17 protein-coding genes and 1 riboswitch are annotated in these 23,295 nt (G+C 58.5%); of the genes, 4 read left to right on the forward strand and 13 right to left on the reverse strand.

Annotation, left to right across the window (positions count from 1 at the left end; translation table 11 throughout):
• The 5 genes from F6Y09_RS07505 to F6Y09_RS07525 all read right to left on the reverse strand — a co-directional run bounded on the left by F6Y09_RS07505 (window position 1) and on the right by F6Y09_RS07525 (window position 5,977).
• The gene (locus F6Y09_RS07505; protein ID WP_152206539.1) at window positions 1-429 is read right to left on the reverse strand and encodes a MerR family transcriptional regulator; all 429 of its coding nucleotides are present in this window, start codon (window positions 427-429) and stop codon (window positions 1-3) included.
• Between the two features lie 140 nt (window positions 430-569).
• Window positions 570-2,453 carry a protein kinase domain-containing protein gene (locus F6Y09_RS07510; protein ID WP_152206298.1) on the reverse strand — a complete coding sequence of 628 codons (1,884 nt, stop codon included), beginning with the start codon at window positions 2,451-2,453 and terminating at the stop codon, window positions 570-572.
• An 8-nt stretch (window positions 2,454-2,461) separates the two neighbouring features.
• Complete coding sequence (locus F6Y09_RS07515) at window positions 2,462-3,781, reverse strand: 2-oxo acid dehydrogenase subunit E2 (protein ID WP_152206299.1); 1,320 nt, start codon at window positions 3,779-3,781, stop codon at window positions 2,462-2,464.
• A gap of 26 nt (window positions 3,782-3,807) precedes the next feature.
• Window positions 3,808-4,785, reverse strand: a complete 978-nt coding sequence (locus tag F6Y09_RS07520) for an alpha-ketoacid dehydrogenase subunit beta (protein WP_152206300.1) — start codon at window positions 4,783-4,785, stop codon at window positions 3,808-3,810.
• 1 nt (window position 4,786) lies between these two features.
• Window positions 4,787-5,977 carry a thiamine pyrophosphate-dependent dehydrogenase E1 component subunit alpha gene (locus tag F6Y09_RS07525; protein ID WP_152206301.1) on the reverse strand — a complete coding sequence of 397 codons (1,191 nt, stop codon included), beginning with the start codon at window positions 5,975-5,977 and terminating at the stop codon, window positions 4,787-4,789.
• Between the two features lie 249 nt (window positions 5,978-6,226).
• Here F6Y09_RS07525 and F6Y09_RS07530 point away from each other — a divergent pair, with 249 nt between their 5' ends.
• From F6Y09_RS07530 to F6Y09_RS07545, 4 genes are all read left to right on the forward strand, one after another.
• Window positions 6,227-7,876: an acyl-CoA dehydrogenase family protein gene (locus tag F6Y09_RS07530; protein ID WP_218944120.1), complete on the forward strand. Its 1,650-nt coding sequence runs from the start codon at window positions 6,227-6,229 to the stop codon at window positions 7,874-7,876.
• 87 nt (window positions 7,877-7,963) lie between these two features.
• The gene (locus tag F6Y09_RS07535) at window positions 7,964-9,589 is read left to right on the forward strand and encodes an acyl-CoA synthetase (RefSeq protein ID WP_152206302.1); all 1,626 of its coding nucleotides are present in this window, start codon (window positions 7,964-7,966) and stop codon (window positions 9,587-9,589) included.
• Between the two features lie 142 nt (window positions 9,590-9,731).
• Window positions 9,732-10,442, forward strand: coding sequence for an AzlC family ABC transporter permease (locus F6Y09_RS07540; RefSeq protein WP_152206303.1), 711 nt, complete (start codon window positions 9,732-9,734; stop codon window positions 10,440-10,442).
• Complete coding sequence (locus tag F6Y09_RS07545) at window positions 10,439-10,750, forward strand: AzlD family protein (RefSeq protein WP_152206304.1); 312 nt, start codon at window positions 10,439-10,441, stop codon at window positions 10,748-10,750. The genes F6Y09_RS07540 and F6Y09_RS07545 overlap by 4 nt, the downstream gene beginning before the upstream one ends.
• A 70-nt stretch (window positions 10,751-10,820) precedes the next feature.
• On the opposite strand, the gene djlA is transcribed toward F6Y09_RS07545, so the two are convergent.
• From djlA to F6Y09_RS07585, 8 genes are all read right to left on the reverse strand, one after another.
• Complete coding sequence (gene djlA, locus F6Y09_RS07550; protein ID WP_152206305.1) at window positions 10,821-11,594, reverse strand: co-chaperone DjlA; 774 nt, start codon at window positions 11,592-11,594, stop codon at window positions 10,821-10,823.
• Window positions 11,595-11,644: 50 nt separating this feature from the next.
• Complete coding sequence (gene uca, locus F6Y09_RS07555) at window positions 11,645-15,247, reverse strand: urea carboxylase (protein ID WP_152206306.1); 3,603 nt, start codon at window positions 15,245-15,247, stop codon at window positions 11,645-11,647.
• Between the two features lie 224 nt (window positions 15,248-15,471).
• Window positions 15,472-16,113 (reverse strand): urea amidolyase associated protein UAAP2, encoded by a 642-nt coding sequence (locus tag F6Y09_RS07560; protein WP_152206307.1) that lies wholly within the window; start codon window positions 16,111-16,113, stop codon window positions 15,472-15,474.
• Window positions 16,114-16,123: 10 nt separating this feature from the next.
• On the reverse strand, window positions 16,124-16,867 hold the full coding sequence (locus tag F6Y09_RS07565) for an urea amidolyase associated protein UAAP1 (protein WP_152206308.1): 744 nt from the start codon (window positions 16,865-16,867) through the stop codon (window positions 16,124-16,126).
• A gap of 400 nt (window positions 16,868-17,267) precedes the next feature.
• A complete protein-coding gene (locus F6Y09_RS07570; protein ID WP_152206309.1) occupies window positions 17,268-18,050 on the reverse strand; it encodes an ABC transporter ATP-binding protein in 783 nt (260 codons plus the stop codon).
• Between the two features lie 19 nt (window positions 18,051-18,069).
• Window positions 18,070-18,888, reverse strand: a complete 819-nt coding sequence (locus tag F6Y09_RS07575; protein ID WP_152206310.1) for an ABC transporter permease — start codon at window positions 18,886-18,888, stop codon at window positions 18,070-18,072.
• An 80-nt stretch (window positions 18,889-18,968) separates the two neighbouring features.
• The gene (locus F6Y09_RS07580; protein ID WP_152206311.1) at window positions 18,969-20,021 is read right to left on the reverse strand and encodes a putative urea ABC transporter substrate-binding protein; all 1,053 of its coding nucleotides are present in this window, start codon (window positions 20,019-20,021) and stop codon (window positions 18,969-18,971) included.
• A gap of 59 nt (window positions 20,022-20,080) precedes the next feature.
• A riboswitch (guanidine-I (ykkC/yxkD leader) is annotated at window positions 20,081-20,183 on the reverse strand.
• A 209-nt stretch (window positions 20,184-20,392) separates the two neighbouring features.
• Window positions 20,393-23,266 (reverse strand): HD domain-containing phosphohydrolase, encoded by a 2,874-nt coding sequence (locus tag F6Y09_RS07585; RefSeq protein WP_246180388.1) that lies wholly within the window; start codon window positions 23,264-23,266, stop codon window positions 20,393-20,395.
• Window positions 23,267-23,295: the final 29 nt, after the last annotated feature.

A 23,295-nucleotide genomic window follows, 5' to 3' on the forward strand; every position in this document is an offset into this window, starting at 1 on the left:
TCAGCTTGGTGAATCTTCTGTTGATTTGGCGTCTTTCTTCTTCTTTTCCAGTTCTTTCAAGGCTTCGCGACAGCGTGCTTCGGCGGTATCAATCTCGATTTCCGCCATCGCAATGTCTTTTTTCTGCTGTTCCAGCTGCTCCCTTTTTCTGGCCAGGGTATCGAGCATCAGGTACAGCTGTTTTTCGTTGCCGCTGAGAGTTTCATCCCAGAGGTCGAATAATTCCTTGGTTTCGGCCAGTGAAAAACCCATACGCTTACCGCGCAGAATGAGCTTGAGGCGGACCCGGTCCTTGGAGCTGAAAATCCGCGTCTGGCCTTTGCGATCAGGCTTCAGCAGACCCTGATCCTCGTAAAAGCGCATGCTTCGCGTGGTTACATCAAACTCCCGGGACAGCTCGCTAATGCTGTAAGTTTTTTTGGTCGACAACATGTTGTTTACCTTTTTAGGTAAGGTTAGATAAAGTTTACGTAAACGTAAAGTAGTTTTGAACCTGGCGATGTTAAATTCAGCAACGGATTCTAACAGGTGTCGGTGCCCGGTTGCTTTCAGGGTATTGAAAAGCATCACTATCCGGGTTTTCGTCTGGCCCCCGGTTTCCCGGCAGCAGCGGCCTCCGCACGCGGATTCTTCGGGTAGTAACGTTCCGGCATGCGTTCGATGTGGGCGAAAAACTTGGTGTCCTTGTACGGCATCTTCATAAAACCGGACACGCCCAGCCCTTCGATTCGGGGTACGAGGGACAGGATTTCGTCGAGATAATACCGAAAGTCCTCTTCCCGGGCCGGGTCCAGAAGTCGGTAGTGGCTGTGGATCTTGAGGTGATCCGGCAGCGCTTCAAAGATGATCATGCCGGTGTGGTGGATGGTGTTGAGTGCCTCCAGCGCGGTGATGATGGCTGTTGGCAGCACCAGAAACTCTTCCGGGTCGGGACCGTCCTCGAAGTAGGAGTGGACTCGGGAGTGGTCTTCAACTTCCGGTACGGCGCTCACTTCATAAGGCAGTTTCATGTCGGCGGCTACCACAAACGGCTCCTCCGGTCCGGCCCGATCGATGTGCAGGGTATCCCGGGCATTGAACAGGCAGCTTTTGAAGATGCCCTGCCGGTAGATGGCCCGGGCCAGATTGACCATGTTGTTTACGGCCGTGATAAAGGCGGTTTTAAGCTCCGGATCATGCAGGTTCAGGGAGGTGTCCACATAGATGCCGTCGCTTTCCCACCGCACTGCCAGCCCACCCACGACCGGGTAACGACCAAGCCGGCTGACCGACGCCAGAAAGGCTTTTTCGGTATCTCCCATGCCCTGCATGAAGTTTTTATAGTAGCGGTCCAGCTGCACGTCGTTGACGTCGTTCAGGGTCTCCTGGGCATGTTCCTGCCTCAGGAAGGACTTGCGGGAGCTGTACACCACCGTGTCAATCTCGCGCCGGGCCGGTCTCAGCCACACCGGCACCAGAGGCGTGATGGGAAAACCGGGCAGGTCGATCATGACGCTGCGGGCAAGACGGGGCATCTCTTTGAGATAATAATCGCCGGCCTTCCTGCGCAGCTCCGGGTTCGGGTCCAGCATGCCCTCCAGCATCCGGGCGAATTCCATTGGCAGGCCCAGGGAAGTCGGCGGAATAGCCTGGTGACCAAATCGGCAGGACTGGCCGGAAGCCAGGGCATAGAGCGTACCTGCGGCGCCCTGCTCATCGAACCGGGGGGACGACAGGCCGCCGTTGAGCTGCTCCTCGCCGATGAAGTAGACATCCCCCAGCCGGGCGTTGGTCTGCTGCAGGTTGTCGGACATCAATTCCATGACGTTGGCAGCAACAAATTGCTGGTTTTGATCCAGCTGGGCAAACACAGAGGAGCCCCAGTCGATCAGGGCAATGTTTTCGTGAAGGGCATCAAATACCAGGTTGGAGGGTTTGATATCGCCGTGGACGATGGGTCGGCTGGCCGGCCCTGATTCCCGGCGCAGGCAGCGCAAAATGTCGGCCAGTTGGTCGGCAATGCGCATCACCAGGCGGGGTCTCAGGCAGCCCTCTTTTAATGACACTTCTTCCAGATTGATGCCAGGCGCCCGTTCCATGACCAGGATGGGCTGATTGCGGGCCTGTTGAAACGCGATCAGGCGCGGCACCCGGGGGTGCTCGACCTGTTCGAGCATGAACGCCTCTTCCTCCAGCCGGTCCTGCAGGTGTCTGGGCAGGGTGACGCGGGTAAACTTGAATACGTGCTCCAGTTTCCTCGCGCCTTCCCGTTCCAGAACCCCTGCAAACACGAAACCATAGGCGCCTTTGCCAACCATCTCGATATTCCGGTAACCCAGCTGTTCCAGCTGGGTGGTACACAGTGCCACCCAGTCCTTGAGCTTCTTGGCGTCGTGCTGGCTGAGCAGATAGATAGACTGCTCTTCCGGAATATAGAACTGCTGCAGCGGGGTCGGTTGCGCCGATGGTTGCATCTTTTGCCTCAGCCCAGATGCAGCAGCATCGACTCGGGCGACTCCAGATAGCCCTTCCAGCGGTTACAGAAGCGCGCGATGGTGCCGCCGTCGATGACGCGGTGATCCCCCGCCCAGCTGGCCGTCATGATGGCCCGCTCCACGACCTGGCCGTTGGCGTCGAAGCGGGGCAAGCGCTGGGTGCGCCCCAACGCGACAATCGCGACTTCCGGTGCATTGATAATGGGAGCCGCATGAACACCGCCCAGCGCACCGATGTTGGAGATCGAAATCGTGCCGCCCTGAAGGTCTTCCTGCCGTACCCGGCCGTCCCTCGCTGCCGCTGTCAGGCGAGCGACCTCTGCGGCGATCTCAAGCAGCGTCAGACTCTCGACGCCTTTCACGTTGGGCACAATCAGACCGGCTTTGCTGTCCACCGCCATGCCGATGTTGCACCGGGGCTGATAATGGATTTCGGTGACCTCATCGTTAAGGCGACTGTTGAGGATAGGAAAATCCCGAATTGCCAGTGCCATCGCCTTCATGATGAAAGGCATCAGGGTGATGCGGGAACCCAGCGCTTCCACTTCCGGCTTGAGCCGCTCCCGAAGCGCCATCAGGTCCGTCATGTCGATGTCTTCACTGTAGATAAAGTGGGGGATCTTCGAGGCCACCACCATGCGTTTGGCCATCACTGCCCGCATGCCTTTGATGGACTCAACCCTGGGCTGCGGTTCGCCTGAAGGCTTGCCTTCATCTTTGGCTGCGCCGGCGGACAGGTCACTGGTGGCATCCGGACTGTCGAGATGAGCCAGCACATCGGCTTTCAGCACCCGGCCATCCTTGCCGGTGCCGTGAACCGCTGACAGCTCCAGCTCGTGCTCACGTGCCAGTCGACGGACCGCAGGGCTGGCGGGCGTACGCTGGTGAGGGGATTCACTCGACGTTTTGGCTGCCGAAACCGGTGCGGTGTCGCCGGCTTTCGCGTCGGGCTCCGGCGCTGGTTTGGCAGGCGCTGCTGTGCTCTTGTCCTGTTCAGTCTCCCGGTTCTGATCCGGCTCAGGGCTGTCCTCTCTTTCCTTTGCAACGTCCTGCTGTCCGGAGCTTTCCTGATCCTGTGGCTCGTAACCAAACAGTGGCGCGTGCACTTTGGCAATCTGGCCCTGGTCGCAATACAGTTTGGTCACCCGGCCCGCTTCCGGGGCGGTGATTTCCACCAGTGCCTTGTCGGTCATGACTTCGACCACCGGCTGGTCTTCCTCGATCATGTCGCCTTCACTTACCAGCCATTGGACCAGCTCGCATTCCACGATACCTTCGCCGATATCGGGCAGTATAAAATCACTCATAGTTGCTCTCCTGTCCTGGTATCAGCCTAGAATTCGACGCTCGCCCTGATGGCCTCAAAGACCTTCAGGTGGTCCGGTAAATACTCCTTCTCCAATGCCAGCGGGAAGGGGGTATCCAGCCCGGTCACGCGGGCGATCGGGGATTCCAGGTAGAGAAAGCAACGCTCCTGGATCGTGGCTGCAATTTCCCCGGCAAATCCGCCGGTCAGGGGTGCCTCGTGGGATATCAGCAGGCGACCGGTTTTGAACACCGAGTCCGCCACTGTTTCCACATCCCAGGGCAGGATGGTGCGCAAGTCGATTACCTCACAGGAAATGCCTTCCTTCTCGGCCAGTTCGACCGCCTGAGTCAGCACTTCCATTTGCGCGCCCCAGGCCAGCAGAGTGATGTCGGTGCCTTCCTTGACCACTTCTGCCTGGCCGAGGGGCAAGCGATACTCTTCCTCCGGCACCTCACCGGTGGAGGCCCGGTACAATCGTTTGGGCTCGAAGAACAGCACCGGATTGGGGTCATGGATGGAGGCCAGCAGCAGGCCTTTGGCCTGATGCGGATTACGGGGCACCACCACCTTCAGGCCCGGGGTGTGGGCGAAATAGGCTTCCGGTGACTGGGAGTGATAGAGCCCGCCCGCAATGCCGCCACCGTATGGCGCCCGGATGGTCAGGCCGCCGACATTGAAGAGATTGCCGGAGCGATAGCGGAATTTGGCGGACTCGTTCACGATCTGGTCAAAGGCCGGAAAGATGTAGTCGGCAAACTGGATTTCCGCCACCGCCACGGAGCCCTGGGCTGCCAGGCCGTTGGCAAACCCGATGATGCCTTGCTCTACCAGAGGCGTGTTGAAGCAGCGGGCTTTGCCGTATTTCTGCTGCAGGTTACTGGTGGCCCGGAAGACACCGCCGAAAATACCGACGTCTTCGCCGAAGCACAGCACCCGCTCGTTCTCCGCCATGGCGATGTCCAGGGCATCGTTAATCGCTTGCAGCATATTCATCTTGGCCATGTTACGCCCCTCCCTTGGCTTGCTCGGCGGTCTTGGGATAAGCGTCCGGATACTTGCGGATATGCGCCTTCAGATTGTCGAGCTGGCGGGCCAGTTCCGGAGTTACCTCTTGATAAACATCGCTCACCAGACTGTCTAATGGTGGTGGCGGGCGTTTCTGGGCGCGCTTCATGGTTTCAAGCACTTCCCGGCGGTAGTTTTCCTGCAGCTGCTTTTCATCGTCATCACTCCACCAGTCGGCAGCTTGCAACCACGCTTTCATGCGCAGGATCGGGTCTTTATCGCGCCAGATCTGCTCTTCATCCTTGCTGCGGTAACCGGAGGGATCATCCGAGGAGGAGTGCGCGGCCAGACGGTAGCTCATGGCCTCGATCAGCACCGGGCGGTTGTCTTCCACGGCCAGGCGCCGGGCCTGTCGAGTAGCTTCGAACATCGCGAGGATGTCATTGCCGTCCACCCGGATCACATCCATTTTGTAACCGTACGCCCGGGGCGCCACACCGTCGGCGGCGAACTGTTCGGCGGCCGGAGTGGAAATGGCATAACCGTTGTTACGGCACAGGAAAATCACCGGTACCCGGTGCACCGCGGCCATATTGAGTGCGGCGTGGAAATCGCCTTCGGAGGCGGCCCCTTCACCAAAATAGACAATGGTGCAGTGGCCTTCGCCGGCAAGTTTCTGGCCATAGGCGTAACCCGTGGCCTGGGGAATCTGGGTAGCCAGGGGCGAGGAAATCGTCATGTAGTTGAGTTCGCTGGAGCCATAATGAATCGGCATCTGACGGCCTTTGCCGTAGTCTTCTTCATTGCCGAACATCTGATTCATGAACTCATCGGTGGTGAAGCCCCGATAGACCAGCGCGCCCTGTTCCCGATACTGGGCCATGATCATGTCGGCGTCATCAAGAGCGGCGGTGCTGCCGATTACCGCGGCTTCCTCACCGGTACACTGCATGTAGAAGCTCAGGCGGCCCTGGCGCTGGGCGGCGAGCATGCGCTCGTCCAATACCCGGGTATAAACCATGGCGCGGTATATGCGAAGCGCCTGGTCTTTTTCAAGATCCGGTGCTTTGGCGCCTTTATAGAGGGTGCCGTCCTGCTTGAGGAGCTGGAAGGTGGCAATGCTGAATTCGGCACCGTCGGTAAACGCCGGCTTATGCACGACCTTGGGTTTTCTTGTTTTACTGACCATAATCCTCTTCCTGGGGTAGTGGTTTGAGGAGCGAAAAGCCCCTTGTGAGGGCATCGGTTATTCAACAAACGTCGGCAGAAGGGCTGCTGGGTAAGCAATCCATCATGGCTGACTTGAGGTTTACTTTAACGTAAAGTGCACGGTGACGACAGAGTGAAATGCTTCTGTTTTTTGAAAGCTTAGTCCGTCTTTTTTCGATGTACAAAGCCGTTGCGGCCGAACCGGTGTCATCAATGCGGAGGGAACCCCATGAATATGTATTATGAGACCCATGAGGTGGTCAACCAGGCCGGGGACCTGGTCAACTACAATGCGTTCACCAGTGACCTGGCGTTGACGCAGGCGGTGGACGTGTTCAACGCCCAGTGGGCGACCCCGAAATTGAGGGCCTGCGGCGAACTGGTGGGGTCCGATCGGGTTCAGCAGCTGGCCCGAAGCGCCAACCGCAACGAGCCTGAACTGCGAACCCATGACCGGTTTGGCCACCGGATTGACCAGGTTGAGTTTCACCCGGCCTACCACGAATTGATGGATATGGTGTTCTCCAGTGAAACCCACTCCCTGGCATGGACTGAAAAACAGCCCGGCGGGCATGTTGCCAGGGCGGCCTTGAGCTATCTGTGGAACCAGGGCGAGAACGGAGTTTGCTGCCCCATGGGCATGACCTTCGCCTCGGTGGGCGCGCTTCGCCATGATCCAGCTCTGGCCGCGGAGTGGGAGCCACTGATCATGCGGGCCGGTTACGACAGCCGTCCGTTGCCTGCGCGCGACAAACGCGCCATCACGGTCGGTATGGCGATGACCGAGAAGCAGGGTGGCTCCGACCTGCGCAAAACCCGGACCACAGCGCGACCTGCCAGCGCCCGGACCGGCTCCGGCGCCGACTACCTGCTTACTGGCCACAAATGGTTTTTCTCCGTGCCGATGAGCGATGTTTTTCTGACCTTGGCCCAGACCGAGACTGGCGTGTCCTGTTTTCTGGCCCCTGGCTGGTTGCCGGATGGCAGGCGCAACAATCTGCGTATCCAGCGCCTGAAAGAAAAATGCGGTAACCGCTCCAATGCCTCATCCGAAGTGGAATTCCAGGATCTGCACGCCGTGATGGTGGGCGAAGAGGGTCGCGGTATCCGGACCATTATCGAGATGGCCCATTTTACCCGCCTGGACTTTGCGGTCGGCTCCTCAGGGCTCATGCGCCAGGCTCTGGTGCAGGCGTTACATCACACCAGCAGCCGCTCCAGCTTCGGCGAGCGCATCGTCGATCAGCCGGTGATGGCGAACGTGGTCGCCGATCTGGCTGTCGAGTCCGAGGCGCAGATGTGGCTGAGCATGCGCCTGGCCCAGACTCTGGACCATCAGGATGCCGATGAGAAGGAGCGCCTGCTGTCCCGAATCGCCACCCCGATGGCGAAGTACTGGTCCTGCAAACAGGCGCCGATGTTTGTGGTGGAAGCGCTGGAGTGCCACGGTGGTAATGGCTTTATCGAAGACCACATGATGGCGCGCCTGTACCGGGAAGCCCCGTTGAACGGGATCTGGGAAGGCACCGGTAATATCATCTGCCTGGATGTGGTAAGGGCAGTCCAGCGGGAGCCGGAAACCGTTGATGCGGTAATGGAAGAAATCCGGGCGGGGCTGGATGACGATCCTCAACTGGCCGCCTGTGCCGACCGGGTGGAAGAGCATTTGCGCCGGTTGCCGGACCACCAGGGCGAAGCTCGCCACACCGTTGAAATCATGGCCCACGCCCTGCAGGGCAGTCTGTTGCGCCGCTACGCGCCGGCTGCCGTAAGCGATGCGTTCCTGGCCAGCCGCCTGACCGGTCATAGCGGGCGCGCCTTCGGCACGCTGCCTGCCCAGATTGATACCAGAGCTATTATTGCGCGGGCCAGTGTCTGAACTTGTTTTGTGCCAAAGCCCGGCCGTTGCCCTATAGTCAATAGGCCAGGCTTCAAACGCTTTTAACAACAACATCAGGAGGCCAGTATGAGCTCGATTTTTGATATCGGACTTGAGCCTAATGCAGCGAACCACGCCCCGCTGTCGCCATTGGATTTCATTGCCCGCACTGCCAGCGTCTATCCGGAATACCCGGCGGTGATTCATGGCAATGTTCGCCGTAACTGGCGGGAAACCTACGGGCGTTGTCGCCAGCTGGCGTCGGCCCTCGCCAAACACGGCATAGGCCAGGGCGATACGGTGGCCGCCATGCTGCCCAATATTCCCGAGATGCTGGAGTGCCACTTCGGCGTCCCCATGCTGGGCGCCGTGCTGAATGCCCTCAATACCCGACTCGATGCCAGCGCCATCGCTTTCATGCTGGAACACGGTGAGGCCAAGGTTCTGATTGCTGACCGGGAGTTTGGCGAGGTAATCCGGGAGGCGGTTGGCCAGCTCAAGAACCCGCCGCTGGTGATCGACGTTGATGATCCGGAATATGGCCAGGGTATTGCTGTCAGTGAGCTTGATTACGAGGACTTCCTTAACGAAGGCGATCCGGAGTTCGATTGGCAGATGCCTGCGGATGAGTGGCAGGCCATATCCCTGAGCTATACCTCCGGCACCACTGGTAACCCGAAAGGTGTGGTGTATCACCACCGGGGCGCCTATGAGAATGCCATGGGCAATCAGGCGGTCTGGTCCATGGGCCAACACCCCGTGTACCTGTGGACGCTGCCGATGTTTCACTGCAACGGCTGGTGCTTTCCCTGGACCATCACAGCGTTTGCCGGTACCCACGTATGTTTGCGAAAAGTTGAGCCGGAGAAAATTCTGAAGCTCATCAGTGAGCACAAGGTCAGCCACATGTGCGGCGCACCGATTGTGCTGAATACCCTGTTGGGGGCTTCCGAGGCGGCCAAAAAGAGCTTCAGCCATACCGTCCGTGCCATGACCGCAGGTGCCGCGCCCCCGGCCAAGGTCATTGAGGCGATCGAAGAAATGGGTATTTTTGTCACCCACGTATACGGCCTGACGGAAGTCTATGGTCCGGTGACAGTATGCGCCTGGAAATCCGAATGGGATGACCTGCCGGTGGAAAAACGGGCCGCTATCAAGGCTCGCCAGGGCGTTCGTTACCATACCCTGGCGGGCATGATGGTGGGTGATTCCGAAACTATGGAACCGGTACCACGGGATGGTGAAACCATCGGTGAGATTTTCCTGCGCGGGAACACCGTGATGAAGGGGTATCTGAAGAATCCCGGCGCGACCGCCGAAGCTTTCCGGGGCGGCTGGTTCCACACCGGTGATCTGGCCGTCTGGCACCCGGACGGCTACGCGGAAATCAAGGACCGTCTCAAGGACATCATTATCTCGGGTGGCGAGAACATCTCCACCATCGAAGTGGAAGATGCGCTTTACCGGCATCCTGCGGTGCTTGAAGCGGCGGTGGTTGCCCGACCGGACGAGAAGTGGGGAGAGACACCCTGTGCCTTTGTGACGCTCAAACCGGACGCCGATGAAGTGTCAGAGGAGGACATCATCAACTTCTGCCGTCAGAAACTGGCAAAGTTCAAGGTCCCGAAAACCGTCATATTCAGCGATCTGCCGAAAACCTCAACCGGTAAGATCCAGAAGTTTGTGCTTCGTGATGAGGCCAAAAAGCTCTGACCGAGCCGGGATCGATGCGCCGGTAGCGGCGCTGAATCTCGCAACTGGCGCCCCTGGCGCGCCGGGGCTGGTAGAGTCAGTTCTGGCGTGACTTCGGTATCTACTTATACGCACGTTGAGCAATTTTAATTAGCTTGCGAAGATGTCGACAACTGTTTATCCCTACCGGCTTGAGCCGGCGAAAGTCCGGTCTGAGTTCTTCAGGCTGCTTCCCATCTCGTTTTTCGTGGTGGCGTTTGGCATGGCATTTGGCCTGGCCGCCGTGCAAAAGGGTCTTGCGCCACTGGAAGCCACACTGATGAGCGTGATGGTGTTCGCCGGTGCCTCTCAATTTGCCACACTTGAAATGTGGGGCACGGAGGTCGCTGTACTGCCCATGATGGCGGTGGTCTTCGCGATTAATTCCCGCCATTTGCTGATGGGCGCCTCGCTGTACCCGATGTTGCGGGAGCTGCCGCCGGGGCAGCGTTACGGCATTAGTCTGGTACTGACAGACGCCAATTGGGCGGTCGCGGCGCAGGATTATCAACAGGGCAAACGTAACCTTGAAGTGATTATGGGCGGCGGGCTGGTGCTCTGGATCGCCTGGCTGATCGGTACCCTGTCAGGGGTCTACTTCGGACGTCTGTTGCAGAACCCGCAAAGCCTGGGGCTGGATATGGTACTGGGCTGTTTTTTGCTGGCGATGGCCTTGGGCGGTAAGAAAACGCCAAGGGTCCTGGTGGCCTGGGCCGTTGCCGCCACCGCTGCCATGATGGCGTACTGGTGGATGCCGCCCCACACCCATGTGGTCGTGGGTGCTTTGGCAGGTGGCGTGGTGGGCTTCTTCTGGCTGGATAAAAAGCACTCATGACCATCGAAACCACCGTACCCGGAACCCTGCTGCTGATCGCGATCATGACGATCGTGACCCTGATCACCCGCTTTGGCGGTATTTTCCTGATGTCCTTCGTCACCATCAATCCCCGGGTGGAAGGCTTCATCAACGCCATGGCCAGCTCGGTGTTAATTGCCATTCTGGCGCCCATGGCCGTCGAAGGGGATATCGGTGCGCGGCTGGCGCTGGGAACCACAGCCGTGCTGATGCTGGCCTTCCGCAAGCCCTTACCCGCCATCGCCGCCGGCATCATAGCCGCCGCCGCCGGCCGGTATTTCACATAACCACCCCCAGTTGCCCTGTAGGAGCGACTTCAGGCGCGAATGAAGGGCTTGGGAGTAATCGCGGCTACTCTCAAGCCGCCTTTTTACGAGCCTCTTTGATCAGGTCATAGGCATGGCTGATTTCGCTGGTTTTTTCTTCGGCCATTTCCCGCATGCTTTCGGGCAACCCGCGTCCTGCCAGTTTGTCCGGGTGATTCTCGCTCATAAGTTTGCGGTAAGCACGCTTGAGTTCCGCATCGCTGGCGTCGGGCGACACCCCCATGGTTTTGTAGGCAGTGTCCAGTTGCTCTCCGGTGGATGCGTTGGGTGAAGCACCGCTGCGGGCTCCCCGTAACATGGCTTCGAGCTGATCAACCTGGGATTCGGGCAAGCCCAGCCCCCGAGCAATACGTACCAGCATCTCGTGTTCAGACGGATGGATTTCCCCATCTGCCACCACCGCAGAAACCTGCACCTGGAGAAACATCTGCAGTAAGGCGGGTTGGCCGCGGCTCAGCTTCAGGAACTGCGCCAGCTCCCCATCCAGGTCAAAATCATCGGATTTACCCCGGGCAAAGGCCGTCTTGGCCTTCGCCTGCTGCTGCGCGTTCAGCCTGAATTTCTGGAACAGGGTTTCGGCAACCCGAATCTCATCCCGGCTGACCGCCCCGTCGGCTTTGCACAGGGCGCCCATAACGGCAAAGACCGAGTCGAGAAACTGGGATTGCACCCCGACCAACCCCTTGTAAACCTTCTTTTTGAGTGCTCGCATCAACATGACGGCCAGAAAAGCCCCCACCAGAAAACCGGCAAAGCCACTAACTGCATAGCCGATGAGGCCGCCAACAATAATCGCAAATAACATCGCAGGATCCTGAATAGCAGAAAATATCAGCGGCTATCATACCCTTTTTTTCAGGTCTCGAGCACCATCAGGGCCTGACCTGCATTGATCTGCTGGCCTTCTTCCCGTGCGATTGCGATAATCGTGCCCGCCGCTGGGGCGGTAATTTCTATTTCCATTTTCATGGACTCCAGTATTGCCACCACCTGGCCTTCGCCAACCTGATCGCCTTCCGCCACGCAGAGCTTCCAGAGGCTTCCCGCCACGGGCGATTCCACCGGCGTTCCTTCGGGGAGCCCGTCATTGTCATGTTCAGCCAGATCCTGTTGTGATTCGAAATTGATCTGGCCGCTGGCCACCCAGCGCTCCAGCTCTTCTTCAAAGGCTTTGTTGCGAGCCTCGGTGAAGGTCTGGATTTCGCCGTTATTTGCTTCCAGAAATTCCTGATATTCATTCAGACTGAAGGTGGTTTCCTCGATTTTCAGCGGGTAACCACCCTTCGGGAAATCCTTACGGATTTGCCTGAGTTCATCAGCTTCCACCTCATAAAAGCGAATCTGGTCGAAAAACCTCAGCAGGTTGGGGTGGGTGAACTCGGCGGTGCGGCGGTAGCGATTCCACATCTGCAGGGTACGCCCCACAAACTGATAGCCGCCGGGGCCTTCCATGCCATAGACGCACAGGTAGGAGCCGCCGATACCCACGGAGTTTTCCGCCGTCCAGGTGCGGGCCGGGTTGTACTTGGTGGTCACCAGCCGGTGCCGTGGATCGTAAGGCGTGGCCACGGGTGCCCCCAGATAGACATCCCCCAGGCCCATCACCACATAACTGGCCTCAAAAAATAGGCGTTTCACTTCCGCCACATCCGCCAGGCCATTGATGCGACGAATGAATTCAATATTGCTGGGACACCAGGGGGCGTCCTTGCGCACGGACTGCATGTACTTCTCGATCGCCAGACGGCAGGCTTCGTCGTCCCAGGAAATGGGCAAGTGCACGATGCGGGAGGGTACTTCCAGGTCTTTCTGTTGTTGCAGGTGGGTTTCCGCATCCTCCAGCAGGGTCAGCAATTGCTCTCGCGGCAACCGGACCGGATCGAAATGCACCTGCAGCGAGCGGATGCCCGGGGTCAGCTCCAGAATGCCATCCAGGGCCTGCTCTTGCAGCCAGAGCATCAGGGCATGGGCCCGGAAACGCAGGCGCAGGTCCAGTTCCAGCGCGCCGTATTCAATCAGCAGGTAGCGGTCGCCGGAGGGGCGGTAGACTACCTGTACGCCGGCCTGTTCGGCGCTCAGGGTTTTCAGGACAGGGGTGGATGGGCGACAGGCCGCAAGCTCGTCGTCCATTGCCGTCAGATCTTCAATCATGGAGTCCTGGGCTACTGCCAGGCGATCGGCATCTTCCAGGCTGACCGGCTGGAAGCGAATCCGGTCTCCGGCCTTGAGCTGGCCGAGTTTCCAAAGGTCGGCCTTGATGGTTGTGACCGGACAAACAAACCCACCCAGAGATGGCCCGTCCGGCCCCAGGATAACCGGCATGTCGCCGGTGAAATCCACGGTGCCGACCGCGTAGGCGTTATCGTGGATATTGGAGGGGTGCATGCCGGCCTCACCGCCATCTCGCCGCGCCCATTTCGGTTTGGGGCCGACCAGACGGATACCGGTGCGGCTGGAGTTGTAGTGCACCTGCCAGTCGGTGTTGAACAAGGTGTCGATGTCGTCTTCGGTGAAAAAATCCGGCGCACCTTGGGGGCCATAGACTACCCGCAGCGTCCAATAATCGGTCAGAGCAGGTTCGAGGTCAGCGGGCAGGGCAGCCTTGTCAGTGATCGGGCCTGCGTCAATATTGCCAGGCAGATGCAGCACATCACCGGTACGGATGGCGCGACCGCCATGACCACCAAACTGACCCAGGGTAAAGGTGCTGCGGGAGCCCAAGTAGGGTTCACACTGCAAACCGCCGGCAACCGTCAGATAGGCTCTTGCGCCCTGGTCCCGGGCCTTGCCCAGCTTCAGGGTCTGGCCAGTTATAATTGGCACCGACCGGTAGCGGGCCACCGGTTCACCGTCGAGGGTGGCACCCAGATCCGCCCCGGTCAGGGCGATGGTGGTGGCGCTGTTAAACTTCAGGGTGGGACCGTTGAGGGTGAACTCCAGCCCGGCGGCGTCTGCCTCATTCCCCAACAGACGATTGCCCAGCCGGAAACTCAGACTGTCGAATGGCCCGGAAGGCGGCACCCCCACCGGCCAGTAGCCGGTGCGCCCGGGGTAGTCCTGCACGGTGGTCATGGTACCGCCGGCCAGCACATCGATGGTGGTGGGGTGGTGGTTGAAGCCGTTCAGGTAGCGGGTGGTCATCTGGCCGTTTGCGAAGGCCGCATCCGCCAGAATGGCGAGGATGTATTCGCGGTTGGTCTCGATGCCTTCGATGGTAGTGTGGCTCAGGGTCTGGGCGAGTTCCTTCAGTGCCTGGTCCCGGTTGGTTTCGTGGACCATGACCTTGGCCAGCATGGGATCGAAGAGGGCCGAGACTTCAACGCCGGCTTCAATCCAGTGATCAATGCGCCGGCGCCGGCCGTCCGCTGCCGGGAATCGCACGGTGGTCAGCAGACCGGCACAGGGCTGGAAGTCCTTGTTGGGGTCTTCGGCATAGAGCCGGGCCTGAATCGCGTGGCCATCGGGCTCGGCGTTGCGGGGCAGGGCTTCCAGTTGGCCCAATTCTCCGGCGGCGAGCCGAACCATCCAGTCCACCAGGTCGACGCCATAGACCTGCTCGGTAACGCCGTGCTCTACCTGCAGCCGGGTGTTCACTTCCAGAAAATAGAAGCCGTTGGTGGCCTGGTCGACAATGAACTCCACGGTGCCGGCACTGCGGTAACGGCTGGCGGCGACCAGGCGTCGGGCGGTTTCATGGAGCGTGGTGCGGACCTCTTCGGGCAAGTGCGGTGCCGGGGTTTCCTCCAGCACTTTCTGGTGGCGGCGTTGTGCTGAGCAATCCCGCTCACCCAGGGCGATGGCATTGCCGGCACCATCGCCGAAGACCTGAACCTCGATATGACGGGCCTTTTCGATGTACTTTTCGAGAAACACCCCGTCATTGGAAAAGTTATTGGCGCTCAGACGCTTCACCCCATCCCAGGCTTTGCGAAGTACCTCTTCGCTCTGGCAAATCTGCATGCCAATGCCGCCCCCGCCTGCGGTGCTCTTGAGCATGACCGGATAGCCAATGGTGGCGGCTGACTTCACAGCATCCTCGAGGGAAGCTAACAGGCCAGTGCCGGGCAGCAGTGGTACGCTGGCATCTTCCGCCAGTTGCCGGGCAGTGTGCTTGAGGCCGAATTCCCGCATCTGGTCCGCGGTCGGGCCGATAAACGCGATGCCATTGGCTTCGCAGCGTTCGACGAAATCCGGGTTCTCACTGAGGAAACCATAGCCGGGATGCACGGCCTCAATGCCAGTCTGCTTCATGATGGCAAACAGCTTGTCCTGGTTCAGGTAGGTGTCGCTGGCGGAGCCGCTGCCCAGGGCATGGGCTTCATCGGCCAGCCGGGTGTGCAGGGAGTCGGCATCGGCGTCGGCATAGACGGCTACGCTGGTTACCCCCAGGGTTTTCAGGGTGCGGATGATACGGGTGGCGATGGCGCCTCGGTTGGCGATCAATACCTTGCTGAACATGGTGGTCGTCCTGCTCGGGCGGGTCGTCCCGCCTTGACGTTCCTGCCGCCAGGGTCGTCCCCGGGGCGGCCAGTCAGGCCTTTGGCTTTCGTGCGTCAGTAAGCGAACAGGTCTTTCCAAAACACGCTGTAAATACTTCCTTGTACGCTCGTCCTCCGCCATCCATGGCTCCGTACGGTTTTGGAAAGACCTGTCCACTTACTTTGTTATTCGTCAGCGTGAATTCACTTCGCCCAGACGATGATTTCAATCGGCGTCGGGTTGTAGCCGTTACAGGGATTATTGAGCTGGGGACAGTTGGAGATCAGCACAATGGTGTCCATTTTCGCGGTCAGCTCCACATACTTACCGGCACCGGAGATGCCGTCTTCGAACGTCAGCCCGCCAGCTGCGGTCACCGGCACGTTCATGAAGAAGTTGATGTTGTGGGTGATGTCTTGCTTTTTCAGGCCGTAGTCTTCATGGCGATTGATCGCCAGCATCCAGCTGTCGCGGCAGGCGTGCATGCAGCGTTTTTCCAGGTCGTAACGCATGGTATTGCTTTCGGTGGCACAGGCACCGCCCAGGGTGTCGTGACGGCCACAGGTGTCAGCGACGATGTCCAGCAGTGGGTTGCCCCGGTTGGTCATCAGGGTGGTGCCGGCGGTCAGGTAAACGTTGCCCTGTTCCCGGATGGTGTCGGTAGCGCTGTAGCGCTCGGCCGGGTCATCGGCATTGTAGAACAGGGTGTCAGCGGCCTGGTTACCCTCAAGATCGAGAATCCGGATGGTCTCACCGGCTTTGATGGTACGAATAAAATAATCCCCGGCCAGCACGGTTTCCCGGAACCTGGCATCGGTGATCTGACGTGGGCTTTCTTTAATCATGATCGGCTCCTCAGGCGTTCCCGGCCTGGGTCGCAAACGGCGGCTCCAGGTAGTAAAGGCGATTGTTGTCCAGGGCCCTGCGGTTTTCCGGCCGGTGGTTCAGGCAGTAGTCATCCGCAGTCAGTGGCTCTGCTGTGGTCAATTCGCAAAGAACCGGATGGCTGGGATAGTCAGTGGCCGGGTTGAGCGGGTGAGGGCAGGTGTGAAGGATGACCAGGGCGTCCATATCAAAACGCAGGGTGATGCTGGCACCGGGCTTGTTAATGCTAGAGTCATACTGCAGATTGCCGTCGTCATCGGTCATGACTTTGCTGAACAGGTTCAGGTTGGCGGCCATGTCACGCTCGGTCAGACCGTACTTTGCGAGCTCCGTGAGAAAGCTGTCTTCACCGCTCAGGTACCAGTCGTCATGGTAGTCCTGGTAGTTGTGTTCGCCATATTTTTTCAGGCAGGCGGCGGCGCTGAGATTACCGCACACGGTGTCGTGCCAGCCGAAGCTGTCCTCAACGATGGACGCAAAGCTGCGACCCATGTCCGAGTACAGGCAGTTGCCTTTGGTCAGTTTGAAGGTGTGCTGGCCCTTGAGGGTATCCGGCGCATTGTAGCGCTCCAGCAGGTTCTCGGGGTTATAGAACAGCAAGGCTACATTGGCTCCGCCTTCGATATCAGTCAGCCGGAGCTGCGTGCCCCGGCGCATGCGGAACGACCAGTGGTGGCCGCCTGGCATGGTGTATTCGTAGATTTTCTGGGTCATCGGTTTTCTCCGCGTTTGTCTTTTGGTTCGGAGTTTTTGGCTGTTTGAACTTTTAATTTGGTGCCAGGTCTTCGGTTCGGTAACCTTTTCCAGAACACGCCCGCAAGTACGTCCCTGTAGGGCTCGGGTGTGGCCATCCCTGGCCACACCCGGTTCTGGAAAAGGTTACCGAACCGAATACTTCAGACTGGGCATTTGGCCGCCGCAGATTTCAGCTTCTTCATTGTTTTTCTCTTTTCAGATTCCCCAAGTTCTGGAGTCGCTGGGGTGGGAGGGTTGTTCCGAGACCGTGTGAGGCCATGGATGGCCGAACCCGAGCCCTACAGGGACGTACTCGCGGGCGTGTCTCGGAAGAACCCTCCCACCTCAGCGGCTGTGCTCATAAAGTAAGATCTGAAATCTATCCCAATACCCGAGCAGTACTATCCACCCGGGTAGCAATATCCTCCAACGTACCGTGATCATCTTTGCCCACCGGCAAGTCATAAGTAATCCGTGCCCCATAGGCTCCCGGTGCCTGGGGGTCCAGCCGGTCCTTGTCGAACACCCATAGCCGGGTGCCGAGATAGAAGCCCTCGTCCAGATCGTGTGTGATCATGAATACCGTCAGTTGCTGTTCACGCCAGAGCTTGATAACCAGCGCATGCATATCCTTGCGAATACCCGGGTCGAGGGCACCGAACGGCTCATCCAGCAGCAGAATCCGTGGCTTCTTGATCAATGCCTGGGCCAGGGCCAGGCGTTGTTGCATGCCGCCGGACAATTCATGGGGGTACTTGTTGATGGCATGCCCGAGGCCGACGTCTTCCAGCATCACCTGAGCCGATGCTTTGAGCTCCTGACGGCGGGCACCGAAGGCGTGGCCGGTATACCGGTTGGCGGCCAGTTCGCCAGCCAGCATGACATTGCGCTCGGCGGTCAGGTGCGGCAGCACGGAATAGCGCTGGAACACGATACCCCGGGTGGCGTCAGGCTCTTCCGGGATGGCTTTACCATCGAGCAGGAGCTCGCCCCGGGTTGGGTTTTCAGTGCCCAGCAGCATCTTGAGGAAGGTGGTTTTGCCGCAGCCGGACGCGCCGACGATGGTGATAAATTCGCCTGCTTCCACACGGGCATTCAGTCGCTCCAGCACTACTTCAGAGCCATATTCCTTCCACAGATTTTTTAGTTCGATAATGGCCATGGTCGTCTCTCGCTCCGGGTTACAGGCTACGGTCGTGGAACCAGGGATACCGCCAATGAGAATAGCGGTTCAGGCAAAAGTCGAGTAAAAACGCCAGCAGCGTAATCCACATTACGTAAGGCAGAATCACATCCATCGAGAGATAGCGGCGCACCAGGAAGATGCGGTAACCCAGGCCCTCGGTGGCAGCAATCGCTTCTGCTGCGATCAGGAACAGCCAGGCCGAACCCAGAGACAGGCGAACGGCGGTGATCAGTCGCGGCATGATCTGGGGCAGGATCAGGCGAACAATGATCTGCCAGGTATTGGCGCCCAAGGTCTGCATTTTGATGATCTGCTCTTCCGGTATTTCCATTGTGCGTTGTTGCAGATCCCGGATCAGGAAAGGCGTGATACCGATGAAAATCAACATGATTTTCGCCAGTTCCTCCAGCCCGAAGGTGATAAACAGAATCGGCAGGATCGCCATCGGTGGCACCAGCGAGATGCCTGTCACCACCGGCGAGAAGCCGGCCCGAAGTAGTGGTATGGCACCGTTTGCAATGCCAAACACCAGCCCGGTGAGGGCGGCCAGGCCTACGCCGATGGCCAGGCGTTCCAGGCTGGCACCGGTGTCCTGCCAGAGCAGTAGCTCACCGGTGCGTTTACTGGGTTCGAACGCCATGCGGGTCATGGATTCGAGCATGTGAGAAGGAGCGGGCAGCAGTTTATCGTTGGGGTTTTCAGCCAGCCGTGCATTGGATGACAGCGTGTAGACCACGGCAATCAGCACGAATGGCAGCAGCCCCAGGGCCCAGCGGGAGACGACTCCGGGTTGTTGGTTGATCAGCTTTTTCATGGAGGTTCTTCCGGCCGGTTGGCGAGGCTGGCCGGGGATTTCAGGCCAGCTCGTGCGTTTCTAGACCTTTCAGGCAGCTGTTAAAGCTCGCCGTCAGCGGCCATTTGCATGTAGTCCGGGATAAAGCGGAGTTTGATGTTGCCGCTGTTGCCATAGGTGCCGGCCGGGGTTTCGACACCGATAAAGCCGGCGTCCGGGGCGCCTTCACCCAGCAGGCCGTGCTGGAAGGAGAATTCGGCGACTTTCTGCATGGTGTCTTGCAGTTCCGGGCTGTTGACGAAGGCAACGGCATCTTTGGCGTCATAGAACATGCGGGTGCTGGCAAGCTGGCTTTCGTAGCCTGCCAGGTCGGTGCCGGAAGCGTCAGCCAGAGCGGTGCGAACAGCCTTGGCTTCGTCACTGTCGCCCTGCATCCTGTCCATGATTTCGTACCAGGCTCCGGTGAGGGCTTTACCCAGCTTGGGGTTAGCCTCCAGGACTTCGGTATTGACGATCATCAGGTCAATGATTTCACCCGGAATCTGGGAGGAGTCGAATACCAGGTTGCTGTCCGGGGTTTTCAGGATTTCGCTCAACAGCGGGTTCCAGGTCGCGACCGCAGTCACATCACTGCTGCTGTATGCAGAGACCAGATCGGCATCGGAGGTATTTACCACGGTAAGGTCACGCTCGCTCAGACCGACGGTTTCAAGACCCCGGGCCAACATGTAATGGGAAACGGACAACTCTACGAGGTTTACGCGCTGCCCTTCGATGGCGCTGAGCTCGCTCTCACCTTTCAACACGACGCCATCATTGCCGTCAGAGAAGTCACCCACGATCAGTGCGGTGGAATCAACGCCACCGGCGGCGGGGATGGTCAGCGCGTCCATGTTGGTCATTACGCAGCCATCGTACTGGCCTGCGGTGTACTGATTGATGGATTCGATGTAGTCATTGATTTGTACCACATTGATTTCGATGTCGTACTTGTCGGCCCATTTCTTCACGATGCCGGCATCTTCGCCATAGCCCCAGGGCATCCAGCCAACGTAGATGGACCAACAGACGTTAAAGGAGTCTTTCGCCAAGGTGACGGGGGCAAAAGCGAGCGTGCAAAGCAGAAGCAGAGTTGTGTAAAGCGTGCGGGTCATGGTGGACCTCCTTTGCGAACGGTAGAAGAGGAATCAAATGGCGAGTTCGCCTTTGATCGTCCTCCCGGGCTTTTGTCCCGCCGTGTAACCTTGCAAGGAAGGTCGACCGCTCTCGGACCAGGCGTCAGCTTGTGGCTGACCGGAACCCTAGCGGTCTATTGGTGTTCATTGTCTGAGTCCTGGCCTGCATCAAGCTGGCCCATGGCCACAGGCCATTTGATTCCTCATCGAATCCTGAGCAAACACGATGCCAAATCTACAGAAGGCTCGCTGTTGGGGAGGTTGCGTGCCGTGAGTGGTCCATGATTCCTTGTCGATACCTCTGCTGGAAGATAGTTTGGCCCTATATTGGTGCGCTATAAGACCGCAGATCACTGGTCTGGTGCGCTTTCCGCTAATGCCTCTGCTATCAACGCATGCTCGTCCACCTCGTCGAGTTGGTTATCCTTCAGGAACTGCTTGCCGTAGTCGCGATAAACACCACTGAGAACGAACAGTTCGAAGGTTTCCTTGTCGACGTGACCTTCCCGGGTCATGCGGGCGAGTATGGCAAGCGCTTCGGACAGGGTTTTGCCTTCCTTGTAGGGCCGGTCAACCGCCGTCAGTGCTTCGAACACATCTGCCACCACCATGGCTTTTTCCGGCACGGTCAATTCGGTTCCTGCGAGGCATCTGGGGTAGCCGGCGCCATCCATGCGTTCGTGGTGGGTGCCCGCCAACCGGGGTATTCGTGACAGATTCATGGGCAAAGGCAGATCTTCCAGCAGGCAGATGGTCTGCACGATGTGTTCGTTGATCTTGAAACGCTCTTCCTCGGTCAGGGTGCCGCGGCGGATACTCAGGTTATGGATTTCGCCGAAGTTGTAGGCAACGGGTGGCAGCACCATGTCAAAGCCCCAGCGGTTGCGCGGATCGCCACGGGTAACCGGTGGTGTGCGATCGCCCCAGGGCACCAGATGATTATGTCGATCGTCCAGCAGCCACTCTGCCGCAGGTAGCCGGGACTCGGGAGAACCCCTGTAACGTTCCTCTTCGTCCCGGGAAATACCCAGCCGGTCATTGAAATGACGAACCCAGGTTCGATCCGCTACGTTGCGGATACGCAGAATATCGTCGTCCGAAAGGAATTCCCCGCCGATGTTGGTGCGGGCGATGAATTCAAAATCGTCGGTCAACTTTGTTTGCTCTGCCTGCCGGGCCTGATCGGCAGCGTCTGCATTTTCGCCCTGTAGACAAGCCTTCAGATAACGGATATCCGCATCCCGGTGAAGGACTTCAAACCGCATACGGATTTCGTGGATCCGGTTGTAGATGGTTTCCAGTTTGGTGGCTTTGTCGACCACGTGTTCCGGGCTGGTGATCTTGCCGCAATCGTGGAGCCAGGCCGCAATATGGAACTCGTAAGCTTCCGCTTCAGACATTGCGAAGTCTCTGAACGGGCCTTGCTCTTGCTCGATTGCTTTGTCGACCAGCATTTTGGCAAGTTTGGGTACCCGTTCGCAGTGGCCGCTGGTGTAAGGGGATTTTGCGTCGATGGCGTCTGCTACCAGGTGGATAACGCCATCCAACAGAGCTTTCTGGGCGTTGATCAACTGCCGGGTCTCAATGGCGACAGCAGCGGCGCCGGAGACTTCTTCAACAAACGCCGAAAGGTCTTCACCAATTCGGTCAGTGTCCGATTCCAGTTTGATGATCAGTGTTCCGACGAGTTCTCCTTTTCGATTCCTGAGAATGGAGCAGATCGACGGCCCCGGCACACTGGCTTTGATCCGTTTTCGCAGAGTTGAATCCGGGGCTGCTGCATCCACGCTATCGATGAAAGCAACCGTGTCTGCAATGGGATAGCTCGCTGCCCGGTTCATGGCCTGGAGATGAGCATCATAGAGATAGATTACCCCGCTGCGCTGACCGACAATTCTTAACAACTGCTCAACAACGTTGTTGAGCATGGTGTCGAGCTGGGGTTCACGGTTCATCGTCAATGCCAGGGTCTGGAAACCACGGATGGTGTTGGACATGCTGCTCAGGGCGTTGCCCAGTTTATGAGCCTCCCGAATGCGCGAGTGCACACCGACGTGCTGCCGGAAATTGAAGCGGGCGAGGGCGCTGACCTGCCTGGCAAGCACGTCCAGCGGTTTGCCTATCCGTTGGCCCAGGGCCCAGCCAAGTGCAAGCAGGAACAGGGTAATAATGGCGGCCACAGTCATTTGCTGTTTGAGTACCAGCCAGGCATCGGCCAGCAATTCATCGGCCGGTACGGCAACCAGTAAACGAAGCTCATCGGATTGCAACCCGATCAGGGGCGCAGCGACACCGAACCAATCCTGACCGTCAGCGTTAAAACGACGGCTTTCCTGAAATTCCGGCTGCTGGGCCATGAAGTCAAGGGCCGGGCGGTTCAACTCCCACAGCTGGGCAAGTTTGGTGTCGATTTTGCGGGTATTCACCACCAGTTTTTCTGCGTGCGGGTAGGCGACAACGGTATTTTTGCTGTCGATGATTGCGATTTCAGTGCCTGGTGTCAGGCGGAGGTCGCTGAGTTGGGCGCTCAATTCTTCCAGGGTTGCGTCGATTCCGACGACGGCTGTTCCATTCTCGGCTTGTCGGGCGAGGGTGATACCGATCTCGCCGGTGGTAAAAAACACATAGGGTTCGGTCACTTCGGTTTCGCCGGACTGACGGGCTTGCTCAAACCAGGGGCGGGTGCGAGGGTCAAAATCATAGCCCGGCGTGGCCCGCCTCTCAAGCTGGTTAAGCTTGTTGTCATAGAAGAACCATTCACCACTCATGCGGTTATCGTCACCGAGGGTGAGGGTTTGCAGAAGCATGTGTGTTCCGCCCGGAGCCGAAAATGTATCCTTCAACTCATCGCTTTCCAACTCCCTGAGCAAGAAGAATTCGCCGTTGGGGTAACCGACATATACAGCGCTGATGATGTTGCTGGACTGCAGCACCTCTGCCGCCACCGGTAACCGGATCAGTCGTTCTTCCAGGTTCTCGGCCCTTGCCAGGGAATCGTAACTGAGAATCCTCAAGGCGCCGTTAGGGCGCTCAGTAATGGCTTTTATACGATCGTTGATTGAAACCGGAAGACGTTTGGCCGCTTCATCGGCGGCGGAAACGAGACTGGAAGACATGCCTCGGTAGCCTTGGGTCACAAGGACCAGCGTGAGAATCGCCATACTGAGGGTGATTGCCAGCGCTATAAGAACGCCCAGCGAGACATAGGGTTTCTGCCGATTCATCGTTTCGATAACTCTGTGGTAACTCGATA

It is taken from the genome of Marinobacter changyiensis (genome assembly GCF_009193265.1).
Lineage (GTDB): Bacteria > Pseudomonadota > Gammaproteobacteria > Pseudomonadales > Oleiphilaceae > Marinobacter > Marinobacter changyiensis.

Excerpts from the sequence above, each read along its gene's own strand:
- F6Y09_RS07535 (WP_152206302.1), top strand. The coding sequence starts at position 7,964 with ATGAGCTCGATTTTTGATATCGGACTTGAGCCTAATGCAGCGAACCAC.
- djlA (WP_152206305.1), bottom strand. The coding sequence starts at position 11,594 with ATGTTATTTGCGATTATTGTTGGCGGCCTCATCGGCTATGCAGTTAGT.
- uca (WP_152206306.1), bottom strand. The coding sequence starts at position 15,247 with ATGTTCAGCAAGGTATTGATCGCCAACCGAGGCGCCATCGCCACCCGT.
- F6Y09_RS07585 (WP_246180388.1), bottom strand. The coding sequence starts at position 23,266 with ATGAATCGGCAGAAACCCTATGTCTCGCTGGGCGTTCTTATAGCGCTG.
- F6Y09_RS07530 (WP_218944120.1), top strand. The coding sequence starts at position 6,227 with ATGAATATGTATTATGAGACCCATGAGGTGGTCAACCAGGCCGGGGAC.
- F6Y09_RS07515 (WP_152206299.1), bottom strand. The coding sequence starts at position 3,781 with ATGAGTGATTTTATACTGCCCGATATCGGCGAAGGTATCGTGGAATGC.
- F6Y09_RS07520 (WP_152206300.1), bottom strand. The coding sequence starts at position 4,785 with ATGGCCAAGATGAATATGCTGCAAGCGATTAACGATGCCCTGGACATC.
- F6Y09_RS07540 (WP_152206303.1), top strand. The coding sequence starts at position 9,732 with ATGTCGACAACTGTTTATCCCTACCGGCTTGAGCCGGCGAAAGTCCGG.
- F6Y09_RS07510 (WP_152206298.1), bottom strand. The coding sequence starts at position 2,453 with ATGCAACCATCGGCGCAACCGACCCCGCTGCAGCAGTTCTATATTCCG.
- F6Y09_RS07580 (WP_152206311.1), bottom strand. The coding sequence starts at position 20,021 with ATGACCCGCACGCTTTACACAACTCTGCTTCTGCTTTGCACGCTCGCT.
- F6Y09_RS07565 (WP_152206308.1), bottom strand. The coding sequence starts at position 16,867 with ATGACCCAGAAAATCTACGAATACACCATGCCAGGCGGCCACCACTGG.
- F6Y09_RS07560 (WP_152206307.1), bottom strand. The coding sequence starts at position 16,113 with ATGATTAAAGAAAGCCCACGTCAGATCACCGATGCCAGGTTCCGGGAA.
- F6Y09_RS07545 (WP_152206304.1), top strand. The coding sequence starts at position 10,439 with ATGACCATCGAAACCACCGTACCCGGAACCCTGCTGCTGATCGCGATC.
- F6Y09_RS07525 (WP_152206301.1), bottom strand. The coding sequence starts at position 5,977 with ATGGTCAGTAAAACAAGAAAACCCAAGGTCGTGCATAAGCCGGCGTTT.
- F6Y09_RS07570 (WP_152206309.1), bottom strand. The coding sequence starts at position 18,050 with ATGGCCATTATCGAACTAAAAAATCTGTGGAAGGAATATGGCTCTGAA.
- F6Y09_RS07575 (WP_152206310.1), bottom strand. The coding sequence starts at position 18,888 with ATGAAAAAGCTGATCAACCAACAACCCGGAGTCGTCTCCCGCTGGGCC.